Source organism: Pseudoalteromonas sp. 2CM41L (assembly GCF_023161905.1).
Taxonomy (GTDB): Bacteria; Pseudomonadota; Gammaproteobacteria; order Enterobacterales; family Alteromonadaceae; genus Pseudoalteromonas; species Pseudoalteromonas atlantica.
Genome location: NZ_JALNTN010000008.1, coordinates 94,001 through 109,869 on the forward strand (window position 1 = coordinate 94,001; position 15,869 = coordinate 109,869).

Annotated in this window: 13 protein-coding genes; 6 read left to right on the plus strand and 7 right to left on the minus strand. The window is 39.5% G+C overall.

Annotation, left to right across the window (positions count from 1 at the left end; all coding sequences use genetic code 11):
- Positions 1-61: 61 nt before the first annotated feature.
- Positions 62-931 (minus strand): LysR family transcriptional regulator, encoded by an 870-nt coding sequence (locus MTF64_RS11520; protein WP_029774426.1) that lies wholly within the window; start codon positions 929-931, stop codon positions 62-64.
- 131 nt (positions 932-1,062) lie between these two features.
- On the opposite strand from MTF64_RS11520, the gene MTF64_RS11525 reads away from it, so the two are divergent.
- Complete coding sequence (locus tag MTF64_RS11525; RefSeq protein WP_248451466.1) at positions 1,063-2,184, plus strand: S-(hydroxymethyl)glutathione dehydrogenase/class III alcohol dehydrogenase; 1,122 nt, start codon at positions 1,063-1,065, stop codon at positions 2,182-2,184.
- A 68-nt stretch (positions 2,185-2,252) separates the two neighbouring features.
- The gene (gene fghA / locus MTF64_RS11530; protein ID WP_004587829.1) at positions 2,253-3,095 is read left to right on the plus strand and encodes an S-formylglutathione hydrolase; all 843 of its coding nucleotides are present in this window, start codon (positions 2,253-2,255) and stop codon (positions 3,093-3,095) included.
- On the opposite strand, the gene MTF64_RS11535 is transcribed toward fghA, so the two are convergent.
- Positions 3,049-3,423: a hypothetical protein gene (locus MTF64_RS11535; RefSeq protein WP_248451468.1), complete on the minus strand. Its 375-nt coding sequence runs from the start codon at positions 3,421-3,423 to the stop codon at positions 3,049-3,051. The two genes, fghA and MTF64_RS11535, sit on opposite strands and share 47 nt — an antisense overlap.
- 166 nt (positions 3,424-3,589) lie before the next feature.
- Positions 3,590-5,083: a BCCT family transporter gene (locus MTF64_RS11540; RefSeq protein ID WP_248451470.1), complete on the minus strand. Its 1,494-nt coding sequence runs from the start codon at positions 5,081-5,083 to the stop codon at positions 3,590-3,592.
- 228 nt (positions 5,084-5,311) lie between these two features.
- Here MTF64_RS11540 and MTF64_RS11545 point away from each other — a divergent pair, with 228 nt between their 5' ends.
- Both MTF64_RS11545 and MTF64_RS11550 read left to right on the plus strand, forming a co-directional pair.
- Entirely contained in the window at positions 5,312-5,728 is a 417-nt protein-coding gene (locus MTF64_RS11545; RefSeq protein WP_004587826.1) for an MgtC/SapB family protein, read from the plus strand.
- A 169-nt stretch (positions 5,729-5,897) separates the two neighbouring features.
- Positions 5,898-7,082, plus strand: a complete 1,185-nt coding sequence (locus MTF64_RS11550) for an acyltransferase family protein (protein WP_248451504.1) — start codon at positions 5,898-5,900, stop codon at positions 7,080-7,082.
- A 61-nt stretch (positions 7,083-7,143) separates the two neighbouring features.
- Here MTF64_RS11550 and MTF64_RS11555 read toward each other — a convergent pair whose 3' ends face one another.
- The 3 genes from MTF64_RS11555 to MTF64_RS11565 form a co-directional block, all read right to left on the minus strand.
- A complete protein-coding gene (locus tag MTF64_RS11555; RefSeq protein ID WP_138578158.1) occupies positions 7,144-8,169 on the minus strand; it encodes an energy transducer TonB in 1,026 nt (341 codons plus the stop codon).
- A 392-nt stretch (positions 8,170-8,561) separates the two neighbouring features.
- Positions 8,562-10,370, minus strand: coding sequence for a DNRLRE domain-containing protein (locus MTF64_RS11560; protein WP_154944389.1), 1,809 nt, complete (start codon positions 10,368-10,370; stop codon positions 8,562-8,564).
- A 588-nt stretch (positions 10,371-10,958) separates the two neighbouring features.
- The gene (locus tag MTF64_RS11565) at positions 10,959-12,866 is read right to left on the minus strand and encodes a beta-ketoacyl synthase (RefSeq protein ID WP_096739677.1); all 1,908 of its coding nucleotides are present in this window, start codon (positions 12,864-12,866) and stop codon (positions 10,959-10,961) included.
- Between the two features lie 124 nt (positions 12,867-12,990).
- Here MTF64_RS11565 and MTF64_RS11570 point away from each other — a divergent pair, with 124 nt between their 5' ends.
- Both MTF64_RS11570 and MTF64_RS11575 read left to right on the plus strand, forming a co-directional pair.
- The gene (locus MTF64_RS11570) at positions 12,991-14,001 is read left to right on the plus strand and encodes a helix-turn-helix domain-containing protein (RefSeq protein WP_008131596.1); all 1,011 of its coding nucleotides are present in this window, start codon (positions 12,991-12,993) and stop codon (positions 13,999-14,001) included.
- 75 nt (positions 14,002-14,076) lie between these two features.
- Positions 14,077-15,303 (plus strand): EAL domain-containing protein, encoded by a 1,227-nt coding sequence (locus MTF64_RS11575; protein ID WP_248451472.1) that lies wholly within the window; start codon positions 14,077-14,079, stop codon positions 15,301-15,303.
- A 44-nt stretch (positions 15,304-15,347) separates the two neighbouring features.
- On the opposite strand, the gene MTF64_RS11580 is transcribed toward MTF64_RS11575, so the two are convergent.
- Positions 15,348-15,860 (minus strand): MgtC/SapB family protein, encoded by a 513-nt coding sequence (locus tag MTF64_RS11580; protein ID WP_024034059.1) that lies wholly within the window; start codon positions 15,858-15,860, stop codon positions 15,348-15,350.
- Between the last annotated feature and the right edge of the window lie 9 nt (positions 15,861-15,869).

The following is a 15,869-nucleotide window of genomic DNA, read 5'->3' on the forward strand; positions in this document are numbered from 1 at the left end:
ATGACCATAAATGTAAGAAATAATTTATAAATCTTATACTTGGCTATATTTTAAACGCGCTTTATTCAAGCCCGGCCACTAAATAATCAAGTAATACTCTTACGTTGGTGGCAACAAACTGACGCGGTGGGTAAATTCCCCACACGCCTTCTTGATCCGGCTGATAAGAAGTTAATACTGGCACAAGCTCGCCCGTTCTTAGCTCATTTTCAATGTAATAATTTGGCAGCTGCACTATTCCTAAGCCTTTTTTTGCACCATCAACCAATGCCCAACCACTATTACAGCGCAAGCGTCCTGCAATTTTAATGTGTTTATCGCGGCCGTTTTCGTTTACTCGCCAGTAACTGCTATTACCAATTAAACATTGATGTTGGTTTAGCTCGCCTAGGGTATGAGGCTCACCTACTCGGGATAAATAATCTGGGGAGGCACACATTATAAAGCGCCTAGCACTTAAACGCCGTGCTCTGTGGCTTGAATCTTTTAAATGCCCTAACCGAATGGCTAAATCAAACCCGCCTTCGAGTAAATTTTCTTGCTCGTTAGAAAGCGTAGCAATTACTTCGACCTCAGGATGAGCATGCATAAAATTGTGCACAATGGGCATAATAAAAGTTTCACCATACATAACCGGTGCTGTTAATTTAATTTTACCTTTAGGCGTTGTTTGCTGCGTTGCTAAGCTTTGCGTGGCATCGTCCATAGCATGTTGTAATTGCTTAGTTTGATGTAAAAAGGCTTCACCTTCTTTAGTTAATACCACTTTGCGGGTGGTACGGGTGAGTAACTGGGTGTTTAAACGCTGCTCCAGCGCCGTTACATGGCGACTTATATGAGCAACCGACAACCCCAGTACATTAGCCGCTGCTGTAAAACTACCCTCTTCACCCACTGCTATAAATTCGTCTATGCCATCCCAACGCGCCATTATTACCATACTGTAAAAGTGTTTTAATAAATCGGAGATTATCATTATTTGAGAAACAAATACAATAGCGTCATCACCCAAACAAATTGGGTCTACAATTGTTATTTAAAACCACTACAAAGGATAAACACATGTCTGAATTTATAAAATCAAAAGCAGCTATTGCGTGGGGTCCAAACCAACCGTTAAGCGTTGAAGAAGTTGATGTAATGATGCCTAAAAAAGGCGAAGTAATGGTAAAAATTACCGCTACTGGTGTTTGTCACACTGATGCATTTACTTTATCAGGTGAAGATCCTGAAGGTATTTTCCCAGCAATTTTAGGCCACGAAGGTGCAGGCGTTGTGTATGCAGTGGGCGAAGGCGTAACCAGTGTTGAAGTAGGCGATCACGTTATTCCACTTTACACCGCTGAATGTGGCGTATGTAAAATGTGTACTTCAGGCAAAACTAACCTGTGCTCAGCAGTGCGCGAAACACAAGGTAAAGGCCTAATGCCAGATGGCACTACACGCTTTTTTAAAGACGGCCAACCAATTTATCACTACATGGGGACGTCTACTTTTTCTGAGTACTCAGTACTTCCAGAAATTTCACTCGCAAAAGTAAACAAAGAAGCGTCGCTTGAAGAAATTTGTTTATTAGGCTGTGGCGTAACCACAGGTATGGGCGCGGTAACAAACACTGCAAACGTAAAACCTGGCGATACCGTGGCTATTTTTGGCTTAGGTGGCATTGGTTTATCGGCTATTATTGGTGCAAAAATGGCAGGCGCGGGTCGCATTATTGGTGTTGATATTAATACCAGCAAATTTGACCTTGCAACAAAACTTGGCGCAACCGATTTAGTAAACCCTAAAGACTTCGACAAGCCTATCCAAGAAGTGATTGTTGATATGACCGATGGCGGTGTTGATTACTCGTTTGAGTGTATTGGTAACGTTGATGTAATGCGCTCAGCACTTGAGTGTTGTCATAAAGGTTGGGGTGAGTCGGTAATTATTGGTGTAGCCGGTGCTGGCCAAGAAATTTCAACCCGTCCTTTCCAACTAGTAACTGGCCGTGTATGGCGTGGTAGCGCATTTGGTGGCGTTAAAGGCCGTTCGCAATTACCTGAAATTGTTGAGCGTTACATGGCAGGCGAATTTGCTCTTAACGACTTTATTACGCATACCATGAGCCTTGAAGAAATTAACGATGCGTTTGATTTAATGCACGAAGGTAAAAGTATTCGTACAGTAATTCACTACTAATACGCTATTGGTAACCTATGTATTAAAAAGCCGTAATACTTAATTGTTTGCGGCTTTTAAGGATTTTTATGTTAGAAAATATCTCAAGTACAAAAGTAGCAGGTGGATGGCACAAACAGTACACCCACACTGCAACAAGTACCCATTGCACAATGCGTTTTGCGGTATTTTTACCCCCTGGCGCAAGCGAAACAAATAAAGTGCCAGTGCTTTATTGGCTATCGGGTTTAACCTGTACAGACGAAAACTTTATGCAAAAAGCCGGCGCATTTAAAAAAGCGGCTGAGCTGGGTATTGCAATTGTAGCGCCTGATACAAGCCCACGTGGTGATAATGTCCCTGATGACGATAACTACGACTTTGGCCAAGGCGCAGGCTTCTACGTAAACGCAACACAAGCACCGTTCAATACACATTTTAATATGTATGACTATGTAGTTGATGAACTACCTATGCTTATTGAACAACACTTCCCAGTAACCAGTACTAAAGCAATTAGTGGTCACTCTATGGGCGGGCACGGCGCTTTAATGGTGGCACTTAAAAACCCTAAAGCGTTTGTTAGCGCTTCGGCCTTTAGCCCTATTGTTAACCCAATTGACTGCCCATGGGGCGTGAAAGCATTTACGGGTTACTTAGGCACTGACAAAGAGCTCTGGGCTCAATACGATTCGTGCGAGTTGATGAAAAAAGCGCAGCAGGCTGATTTTCTCCCTATGCTTGTTACGCAGGGCGATGCCGATGGGTTTTTAGAGGAGCAACTTAAGCCACAAAATTTAGCGGCTGTTGCTAAAAATAAAGGTTACCCGCTTAGCATTGAAATGCAAGCTGGCTACGATCATAGTTACTTTTTTATAAGCAGCTTTATTGACCAACACTTATCATTTCATAGTCAGTTTTTAACTGCGTAATCTCATTAGTGTGTAGATCAGATTTATCTACTTCTACACACTCTTTCAATACTTTACTCACTTGCCTACACACTTGTACCGTATCGCCCTCACCTTTTACTAAATTGATCAGCAATGAATCTATTTTTAACCCTATATCGGTAAAACTAAACCCGTTTTTGTCTTTCGGTAGAGATTCGAGTGGATTTTTATAAGGCTCAGAGCGAGCTGGGCTATTACTATATTTATTGGCGCGTGCATTTGACTGTGCCTGCCCATCAATTATAACACCAGCGACTGTGCAGCCACTTAGGTAAATAACACATAAACATAAAGTTAGCGCTCTCATGACTCATCCTGATCAAAAACATTACCTAAATTATAAACATCTTTAAAAATAGTATTGTAAAAATATGTATACCTGTTCTATAAACTTAATTTTGCACGGCCTAAGGGCCTAAGCGTACAATTTAATACAGTGCGTCATCCTTTTATTAATAAAATGGGTTTAAGCCCTAATACTTAAATTCACTTATACACTCTTTTATAAAACCCACCAGCTGCAAAATAAAAATAACTAAAAACGGTAAAGCGCCAATAATAGCAATGGTTCTGTTTAGTGGCTCATTATTTTGTACCAGTAATATAAAGGCACAAAGCCCAAGCGCGAGTGACCAACCATAAATACTCCATGCTTTTGCCTTTTTGCTATTTGTTAAATCACGTATTACTAATATGGCCGAATCGGCTGAGGTAACCACAAAAATAAGTAACAGTAACAAGCTTGACCAAATAAGTACGGCGCCTTGCCAGCCTAGTTGCTGAAAAAATATAAATAGCCCTTGGGTATAGTCGGCTTTAATGGCATCTAAAATACCGGCATGGTAGGTTTTATCCCATGCGATAGCCGAGCCTGAAAACACACTAAACCACACAATAGTCACAAGCGTAGGTAGCAAAACTACGCCCATTATATATTGCCACACTGGCCGGCCTTGGCTAATTTTAGCTAAAAACACGCCAACAAAAGGTCCCCACGCTAACCACCAAAAATAATAATTGTAGGTCCAGCCATTTGCCCACTCGGGGTTATTAAGTTGGCTTTGTAATTGCCATGCCCCTGTAAAAATAAGCCGTAGGTAATCCCTTGTGCCATCAATGGCAATAGCCATTATAGGCTGTATGGGCATTAACAAAAGCAGCCACAATAAAAGTAAAAAAGCCAACCAAACATTAAACTTACTCAATGTTTGAATACCTTTTTTAAGCCCAAGCTTAGCCGATATTGTATACAGCAATACAATTAAGCTGATTATGATAAAACCAGATACAAGCGCGGACTCTATCCCTAGGTTTATTTCAATTCCCTTGCGTAGCAATAACGTAGAGTTTGCAATTGTCCCAACCACACCAAAAAAAATGGCGAGCACGGCCACTAATTTAACAATAAAGGTAAGCCTGTTTTGGTATTTTATATTTATTGCGCCTTTTAATGCACTGATTACCGGTTCGCTAATATCACCACTGCAATGACTGTTTTTTGTTAAGCCACCTAACACAAGCCCAAATACTGCATAAAGAGCCCACGCATGCGCCCCCCAGTTAACCAACGTCAGCGCTAAAGCACTACTTACTTTGTCAGGGTAAAGTGTATGTTTTAAAGGAGAATTGACTACATTCAACGCAGGCTCTGCAACTCCCCAAAAAATTAAGCCCGACCCCATCCCTGCGGCAAAAAGCATAGAAAGCCAGCCAAATAAGCCAAATTCAATACGGGCATTGTCACCTCCTACTTTTCGCCTCCCAAGCGGGCTTATGGCAATAACGATGACTGCAAGTAATAAAAAATTTACTAACAAAAAAAACGGCGCCCCTAAAAAACTTAAGGCGTTATTTATAAGCGGTTGCAAATGATTGGTGAGTAATTGAGGCGCCAAAAATGCAATAGCACAAAGAGTAAGGCAAAGTAATAACGCTGTTTTTTCAAGCTTGGTTGTATGTAAAGGCAAGTGAAATACTGTTTATTAATGTTTAATAATAAAATAATACGCACTTTGCATAATTAATTAAACGCATAGGCAGGGTTTATCTGTAAAAGCGTAAATTAACTATGTAAATGTTACCAATTAATCAATTAACGCCTCTCACATTTAAATTTAACACATTGATTTTAAGCAATAAAATAAGCTGGCCTGTAGGTTGCTATTAGTTTACACCCTTAACTAATAGAGAACATTATGGAAATTGATTTACAGTGGAACGAAATCATCGATAATTTAGTACACCTTGGCATTGCCTACATACTCGCACTGCCTATGGCTTACGACAGGGAGCGAAGCCACCATGGCGCAGGGTTAAGGACTTTTCCGCTTGTGGCAGTTGCCTCATGTGGCTATGCGGTAATTGCTATGTCAGTGCTAGAAGGTGCAGAAGCGCAATCTAAAATGCTACAAGGGATTATTACCGGCATAGGCTTTATTGGCGGTGGTGCAATTTTAAAAAATAATAAATCTACATCGGGTACCGCAACAGCAGCAAGCATATGGAATATGGGTTTAATTGGTATAGCGGTTGCCTACAGCCGTTACGAAATTGCTATTTTATTAGCTATCATTAATTTTATAACACTGAGGTACATTAAAAAGTTTAAGTAATGCTAAGGTGTACCATTATGTAATTACTAAAAAGAAGATAAATTGTGAGTAACTACTGCAACCTAAATTAATGTAATAAATCAAGGCGCTTAAAAGCGCTCAAGCTCGCATGACGATACTATATAACATATAATATCGGCAAATTTATACAACGTATTTGAGCTTAATGATGTCGTCTCACTCTACAGCCCCTCGGTTACATCATATTGATTTATTGCGTGGCATTATCATTATATTTATGGTGATTGACCATGGTATGTATTATTGTCTTAATTACTCAGTAACCGATCCTATGGCGGTTCCGGGTACCAGCCCTGTTACTTTTTTCACCCGCTTTATTTCGCACTTTTGTGCCCCTTTATTTGTTTTTTTAGCAGGCGTTTCAGCAGCTGTTACTGAGCATAAATACGCTTCAACTAAGGCATTTTCTTACAATTTAATTGTCCGTGGATTGGTGCTAATCATTTTTGAATTCACCATTGTTTCGTGGTCATGGAGCTTTAACCCCGCTTTTCCAATGTTGTACGCACAGGTCATTTGGGCAATAGGCTGGGGATTTGTCATATTAGGCTTATTACGTTTATTAGGCACTTATGCAGTGCTAATAAGTGCTTTATTGTTGGTGTTTGGCCATAATCTATTTGATGGCGTAGGCTTTGAGCCAAATACGTTCGCACATACACTTTGGTCTATTGCACATCAAAAAAATGTACTTGAACTACCTTTGGGCTTAAAAATGAGAACAACTTACCCAGTTGCGCCCATTGTAGGTTTAATGGCTTTAGCTTACTGCGCGGGAGTATATTATAAAAAACACCAGTACAAAGCCCAGGTCATGAATTATGCAGCTATATTAGGTGCAAGCTGCCTTGCTTTATACACTGTGCTGCGCGGTTTTAATTTATACGGCGACACTTCAGTATTTACTATTCATACCCATACTATTAATACTGTTATGTCGTTTTTAAACCCGACTAAATACCCACTGTCATTACAATTTATGTTGCTAACCGTAGGCCTTGGGCTAATTGCGCTTAAACTTTTAAGCCATGTTAAAGCCGACTTTTCTCGTAACTTTTTACAAGTGCTTGGTAAAACCAGTATGTTCTCATACCTTGCACATTTGTATTTATTGCACGCTGTCGCTTGGTTGCTTATCCCTGTTTTAGGACTTAGTTTTAGCGATATGACATACGGCGACACATTAGTAGGCCTTCCACCGGGGTACGGTATGAGTTATGGCGCAACTTTGTTATTTATAGCTGTGGTTATAGGCTTAACCACTTTGCTTGCAAAACGCTATTTAGGCTGGAAGCGCAACAATAAGCACACTCTAATTGCTAAATATATATAACAAAAACCCCACAATAATATTGTGGGGTTTTTATTTAAGTGTTTATTACCAATAAAATACTTTATAAAAAGCTTTCACCAGTTTGTTTTAAAGTAACCGTTTGCGCCTGTGCACTTTTAATTAATAGCCCACAACGAATATCATTTTTTGAAATTAATATTTTATCAATCTCGTTGGTATTATAATTAACGACTTTGTTTTCACAGCGAAGTTGTACTTTAGATAACGGTTTACTCGCACTAAGTTCAACCGTACCTTTAGAAAGTAAAGGTAAAACCGCTTTTTCAGACTCAAGCGTTATTTGTTGATTTATAGCGCCAGAGTTTTTATAAATGTCATTCACTTGTGCAAGTAATTGCGCTCTATTTTCCTCGCTAAACGTTATTGATTCAATATCACCTAATGCATCAATTGCATCGTAAGCACGTACGTAGTCTTGTTTTGAAATAAACCATTGTAAGGCATTTTTAATAACGCGTTTTTTTATTTGATCCGGTAAGTTATCTCTAAACAAAAAGGCTTCATAAATTGACTTATCAAAGCTTTTCCAATCTTGCACAAAGTAGCTATGTTGGCTTTTAAGCCAAGCCAGTAAAACTATTTCGACTGTGTTTTTAGTGTGTTCGTTTTCAAGCTCAGTAATATACGTTTTAGCTTCATCGTACTTTTTATCATCAATAAGCTGGCTGGCTTTCTCATAATCGTCAAAAAACGCCGGGGATGCCTGATCGTTAGAAAAACTAGCATGTACATTTTGCGAGCTTACCGTAATAGTTTTCGCCGTTGGCACGGCACTGCCATTTATCTGTGCACTTTTATAATTAAGCTTAGAAACATAATCGAGAGCTTCTCGTTGATATTTTTTTTGACCAAGCGAAGCCACAATTTCGATATCACTCACCTGGCCGTTTTCATCAACCACGTAGCTACTTAAATTAATCCCTTCTAACCTCGATGCACGCGGCGAGGTATTAGTAAGCTGGTCGTAGTTTTTATTAATAATTTCAGCAGCTACAAAATCATCTGCTGATACTGATAAGTGAGTAAAGGTTGAAGCGAGAGAAAGTGCTAGTAAAAGTTTTTTCATCGATATATCCATCCTAGATTATGTTTCTATTATAAAAACAAAGGTACTCCATAAATGCAAGTTAATCCATAAAAAACACGTCATTTTTTAATCAACTTTATACCAATCTGCTTTATTAAGTGAGCTATTATGAGGCTGGAAAAACGTGTTTGTAGCTAGGTAAAAAATTCGCTATTTAATTAATCTAATTGAGAATTTTAACGCTTGTAGCGACATGTTTAGCCGCGCAAAATGATTGAGTATTACGGATTGGTATTATTATGGCTTTTATAAAAAACACAGGCATAAAAAAAGGCGCCTTAAACAGCGCCTTTGCTACACGTTGCTAAGTAAATAGTTTAAATCAGTATTCATTTTTATGTAGCCGGTTACCCTAAATTTTAATACTAATTTTACTCTTGGTTTTTCCATACTTTGACATAATCAACAAGCATTGTGGCCACAAAATCATCATCAATATTACGAGTATTACCGTCCCATCCACCGACTTGTAATGATAAGATCACATATGAGGGTAAGCTGCCAATCCGCTCGCTTTCATGTTCCCATACTTTTTCACCATCGATATACATTCCAACGTAATTAGGGGCCCAATGCATACCAAATAGATGAAAGTCATCTTCTGTTTCATTAAGGTAAAGTTTATCTGACTCTACTGATGCATGTTTACTACCGTATCCATCCCAATGTAGAGCAGCCCAACTGACACCGCCGCCCCACACGCCTAAATACTCCATAATATCGAACTCCATACCCCTACCAAAAGTGGTTGATGTATCGCCCCACACATCTTTAACCAATAAAATAGGCTCCTCGCCATAGTTTTTTTTAGCATACTCACCACCACGAACTGTTGCATCATCAGTTATTCCTATATTTGTGTCATTAACAACAAGTACAGGCCTATCAGCTGAGTTTTCTGCTTCATTACTGAATATTTCTAAAAGCTGTTTTCTCATATAGTTATCGACTAAGGCAAAGCTGGCATCACTTCCCGCATTTTTCTGCTTTTGAATATAATCAGTAACATCAACCTCAATAATATCACCAGATGAAGCACCATAACGGTGAGTAAACCAAATGGGGTCAATCTTCGGCTTTGTATCCCACGTTAATGTACTCTGAGACCAATCACTCGAAAGTGTTTTATGTACTGCAACACTGCTTTTATTTGTTGCTTTAGAGACCTTGAGCTTTAGAAGTGCTGAGTCAACCGTATCTGATATATCATCAAGACTAAATTTTAATAAAGCTTGGCGCCTATAAGTATCACTCCCATAAATTCCTTTATCAGCTAACAGCCAAAAAGCAGGCCACGTACCATGTATTGAGTCATACTTAATCTTGGCTTCGAAGTATCCATATTGCTGCCTAAACTGACCAAAAGTACTGATCTCAGCCCCTTTATAATGATGCGTTTTATCTCCTTGACTAAAGAGTTCTCGCTCGGCTTTGAACATCAGCATACCGTTTTCAACACTAATATTTTCACTTCCTGCATTAGCAGCAATGCCACTCATACCTAAGTATTGCTTGCCAACTTTCCACTTATCAGGGTTGAGGGTGTTTTGGTTAAAGTCATCTTCAAAAGTAAGTACCCAATTCCCTGGCGCCGGAGGGTTAGTAGTTACAATCGATTTATTCTCTTTAAAGTAGACTGAATCCATATAAAATATACCTGTACCGTAAGGGCCCTGAATACCTACTGCGAGTACATTCTCTCCTTCGTTTAAGTTAAAGTGTTTAAGGTGTATTTGAATTGTATGCCAAGTGTCATCTGAGTAGTCATTATGTCCTGGCTCGCCATTAATGGTCCAAAACTCGCTATTAGAATCATCTAGATTTATCTTTAAAGAGTTTTCCCCCCTACGAAACATAAGGGTCCCTTTACTACCTGACTTTCGGTATATTTTTGCTTCGAGGATAGTATCTTCGTATGGCGGTACTTGTGCAATGCGCAAACCCGATTGGGTCCAATGATGGGCTGACATTACGATTGCTTTATCGCCATCAGCTACTGGTTCATCTATCTGCGTTAAGCTTGATTCACTGGATGAAGTAGACCACAAAGAGGTGCCATTTTGGGGGTAATCATCAAATAAAACGGTTTCAGCAATACTAATGTGCGGTAGAACCAACAAAATATAAAAGCTAAGTAAAAACTTACCTTTTATCCGACGAATTTTTAAGGTTAATTTCATTGCTATTCCTAAACTAATTAATAATTTGAATATTTACCTAAGCAGAAATTAATCATTAACTGTTCAGGCGTACGTTAAATTTACAAAGGGTTGTAAATAAAGTTCATAGCCAAATTAGTAATTATTTAATTGTAGGAGTAGTTTTGATATGGCTTATCTATTAAAAATAGTATGGAACATCGCTAGTGTTTTTCAATTATTTTTATTGTTTAATACTAATCATAAGTTATTAATTTTATCTTTTTTAAACTTGATATCATAGAGTTAAAAATATAATTAAATTTTTATTAAAGTGTGTTTTTACTGCAAGAAAATACTTACTATTTATTCATCAATCTAATCGTTGCTTTAACGGTTATGAGCTATAAAGCACCTCTTAAACTCATATAAATGATCACATCTGTTAGTAAGTAGAAAAAACTAAACCAGCGTGATTCGCTATTATTTACAATAAACATTGTCAACATCTAGGTAAAAATTCACAGCAGTATATTTTAATTGCAAAACAGAACACACCGTAGGTTTAGCTGATTGAAAAGATGAAAAAAAGGCGCTTTAAACAGCGCCTTTGGATTCAAGTATGTGTGCTTAAAACATATCTTGATAGGAGTTGGTTGTATTAAACGAAATTGCTTTATCAAAACCGGGAAGCTCTATGCTGTCCTCGCCAATTACAATGTCGTTATCGTCAATGGCGCCATCACCAAAACGATATACTAATTCGTACTTACCAAGGTCAGCTTGCGCTTTATAGGTATTTTGCGAAGCAACAACGGATGTGTTTTTATCAGCGTAATCACTCATCGCTTTTTCACCATGGCGCTTAGCAAGCATTTGTAGTGTTACTTTAGCGCTAAGTACAGTAGCAGTAGCGTTATTACCGCCAAAACCTTTTGAGTTTATAAAGGCTATGTCCATGTCGCCACAATCGTAATGACTGTTACGTATATCTAAGTGATCAGCATAAACATCGTCGGCAACTTTATCTATGGTAGTAATACCCGGCATAATATTATGACTAAATACACCCAGCGCTATAGCGAGCTGATCGCCACTGGCGGGGGCAATTGTATGCCCTACATAAGCTTTTGGCGCCGTCACTTTCCAGCTATCAATGGCAAACGTTTGTGCCACTTTATGATAAATAAGTGACTCTGTTACTCTATTTTGCGGCGTGCTAGAACCATGCGCTAAAATAAAGCTGCGCTTTTGTAACGCCTCTTTACCTAATAAACTTGTTGCAAGCGCTGCTGATTTTGCCATTGTAATGTAGTTACCAGGGCCCGGTGAGGTGATTGATTTTTTAATACCATCGGCATTTACAAATACATCAGGTACTGAGCCCATAATGTCTGCACCTAGTTCAAGTGCTAACGCATCGTCCATTAAAATGGCCACTTGTGCACCTTCACCTAATGTAAAGCCACAGTTTTCACCGAATGGACGGCTGCTTTTACGGTAATTTGGCTCTTGCTCACTGCTTAAATTATCTAAACGGCGCAGGCCTTCAACATTAGCAAGGGCGCTCATATTACCAAAGCCTTCTACTACTTCAGGCGTAATAGCGCATTCAACACTTGCTACCACCGCAACACGGGTGCGCCCTGCTTGAATATCGTTTACTGCAGCGCGTAAGTTATATAAAAACGTGGCACATGCACCCGAGGTAGAAAACGTAGTACCTACATTTCCTGTAACGTAGGCGTTTATAAAATCAGTCGACATCGTGTTTAGACCAAGTGCTAATTGCTTTGTACTAACACGATCGCCCTGCTGGCGTGCTTTAACTAAACCGCCTAATCCTTTGTCGTCCATTTGGCCAATAACCGAGGCTGAATAAGTACCAATTTTATCTGGCTCTACGCTATTCATTATGCGTTGCCAATCAAGACCAGTTGACTTAATAGCATCGTTTGCTGCAAATATAGTGGCTTGCAAACCACGTGGCTGGTAACGGCTGTTATACATTATTGACGGATCAAACCCGGTAGGAAACTGACCTGCCGATTTAATTGGGTTATCACGGGTAGAATCTAATTTTACATCTAGCTCTGCCGCTATAGTCACTTTTACTTTTTTGCCTTCAAGCTCTTGTACTTTCCAACTGGCAGGCACTGGGGTTGGTAAATCGCGTGCGCGCGTTTCAAACACAATTGCGTTTTCATCAGAGGACTTTAACGTCATTTTTTGCTGCCAAGGCGTGGCATCTGCGTCAAAATGTTCTTTTTCAATTTTACGAATAAGTGTGCCAGCAATAATTTGCTCACCAAAGCGTGCTTCTATGTCGCTTTGCTCAACATTATTACCGTTTGTGTCTTGTAATTGACCATCAACAACGCGTACTAAGTTCATTAATGTGGCGAGGCCTAAAAATGTTTCACTACGAGCTTGTGCGTTTAATGCGTCTAACACGATACGGCGGTAACCTTGATGAAAAGAAGTACGGCCAGCGGCGTTAATACCACCCATGCCTACTATTACGGGTAATGCTGTCATAATTAACCTTTAAAACGTGTTATAGGAGAAGCAAACAGTTTAATTGGATTAACCACAGCACTTTGTGCTTTAATAGCCAAATATTCAGCATTAAAGGCCAAAAAGTACTGGTCGGAGCATTCAGATGCATAAAAAATCAGTAAACCCAGCGTTAAATATTGCCATAGCAGTGTACCCGCATTTACTTATTACCAGTTTAACACTGCCTATTGAAATGCTAAGAGCCGGTGAGGCTTATGCAAAAGGCCATTTAAGCCACACGGATTTTAGACCGCTTAGTATAAATTTAATTGCTAAAAATAATGAGCCAATACAAAACCGTACTGGGCTTGCCATAGTCCCCGACTGCACCACACACAACGCGCCCTACAACGACTTAATTATTGTGCCCGGTATATGGCGAAACCCTCGCCCTGTAGTACGTACTAATAAAGAAGTGGTTGAATGGCTACAAGAAAGCTTTGAAACCGGCAGTCATATAATTGGTGTAGGCACGGGTAATTGCCTAGTTGCAGAAGCGGGCTTACTTGATGGGCACCCTGCAACAACCCATTGGCATTACGCTAAACAATTTAGCAACGACTACCCGTTAGTGCGCCTAAAGCCCGACTTTTTTATCACCCAGTCTGAGCGCATGTATACGGTGGCAAGTTTAAATGCCCTTGCCGATGTGATCGTACATATCATTAGCCAATACTATGGCAAAGCCGCTGCGCAACATGTAGAGCGTAACTTTTCGCACGAAGTACGTAAACCATACGAAGATCAGCGCTACCTTGAAGGCGCAGTTGACCGCCATCCAGATGAACTCATAGCGCAAATTCAGTTTTGGCTTAAAACTAATTTAGCCAGCGAGTTAAACTTACAAGAAGTAGCTGCCCAATTTAGTTTGAGCTATCGTACATTTACCCGCCGTTTTAAGCTTGCGACTAATCAAAGCCCTATAGAATATTGGCAACAATTACGGGTAGAAGGCGCTAAAGAATTATTAGCTTCATCTAATTTAACGATTCAAGAGGTGGCACTTGAGGTCGGCTATAACGACCAAGGCCATTTAACCCGCGTGTTTAAAAAAGTGCTTAGCCAAACGCCAAGCGAGTACAGAAAAGTAGTACGAAGAAAACTATTTGGCTAATACAAAGCTGCAATTGAGTGGCTTTTTTCCTTATATAAATTACACTATTAGCTAAAATCCTAGCTAGGTTATTGTATGAGCGATGAAATAAAACAGCACCTTTTTGAACAACAAAATAATGGCTCAGTGGACGAAAAGTTATTAAGGTTACTTTCGCTTGTTCGCAAACATCTTAAAATGGATGTGGCGTTTATATCAGAATTTACACAAACAGATCGGGTTTTTAAGGTGGTTGATAATCATACCGATAACCACTGCGTATCAGTAGGTAATTCAGATCCTATTTGTGAGACTTACTGTAAAAAAATTTCAGACAACGACCTTGAACCAATAATTCCTAACACACATAAACACCCTATTACTAAGGCTATGCCGGTCACCAAAAAATTAAATATAGGCGCTTACATAGGTGTACCGATTGTTTTAGCATCAGGCAAAACGTATGGTACCTTTTGCTGTTATAAAACCACATTTGATGACGATTTAAATGATAGAGATCTGGCTTTTTTAAAACTAATTTCAGAGCTTGCTACCGAGCTCATTGAACAAAGATCACAATCAGACACCATAAGTAATGAGACAAAAATACTGATTGAAAATATTATAAAAACAAATGCCATCACTATTTATTTTCAGCCCATTTTTAACCTAGCGACGAATCGGCTATCGGGTTATGAATCGCTTTCACGCTTTTTTACTCAACCTTACAAAACCCCCGATGTATGGTTTAAAGATGCCGACAACTTAGGGCTAGGTGAAGCACTGGAAATTCTTGCTATACAAAACACCCTACATTGTATGGATGAACTTGCCCCACATGCCTACGTGACTATAAATACATCTCCTGCACATATATTATCGGGCTCAATTAATAATGTATTACAAAATGTTGATTGCACCCGCATTATATTAGAAGTCACAGAGCACTCGCCTATTTTAGATTACCAAGCTATGCGCGCGGCACTTGAGCCATTGAGAAATAAAGGCGTAAAACTAGCAATTGACGATGTAGGCGCTGGGTTTTCGTCTTTTCAGCACATATTGGAGTTAGAAGCCGATATTATAAAACTTGATATAAGCCTGACTGAAAATATAAATAACGACCAAAGAAAGTTTTTACTCGCAAAAGCATTATGTGGTTTTGCAAAAGCAATTAATTGTACGATTGTAGCTGAAGGTATCGAAAATAAAGAAGAGCTTCTCACATTGAGGCAGCTAAAAGTAGATAACGTCCAAGGCTACTTTATTGGTCGCCCTGCGCCTATTAACGAGGCAATAGAGTACCAAGCAGTCACGCTTTAGTTAATACACTCATATAAAAACGCCACTAAATTAGTGGCGTTAAATCAGTGGCGTTCTGTGTCGTTAAAGTCTTTTCGGTAGTAACGTTTTTGATAATTTTTTACTTTAGTGTGTACGCCTTTGCTTAGGCTTTTAAATTTTGCCTCCAGTACATCTACACCGTATAAAATACCAACCACCAGCACCGAAAGTTTAATGGCAGCGCCTAAATTGTCGGTGGCTATCATTACGCCAATTGAGGCAAGCACCCAAATGGTTGCAGCAGAGGTTACCCCTACTACAGCGCCGTCTTTTGCAAGCATGACCCCTGCACCTAAAAAGCCAATACCTGTAATTATTTGCCCTACTACACGCGAATGATCAATCACATCGCCTTGTAAGTTAAACGCGGTTGATAAAAACAAATACGTGCCCAGCGTTATGAGCGCAGAGGTACGAATACCCACAGGTTTACCGCGCAATTGCCGTTCTAAGCCAATTATGGCACCGCAAAAAGCGGCGGTACCAATGGCCGCCCACGAATAAGGGGCTACATCAATTAAATCTAAAAAAGTCACTCTTTACTT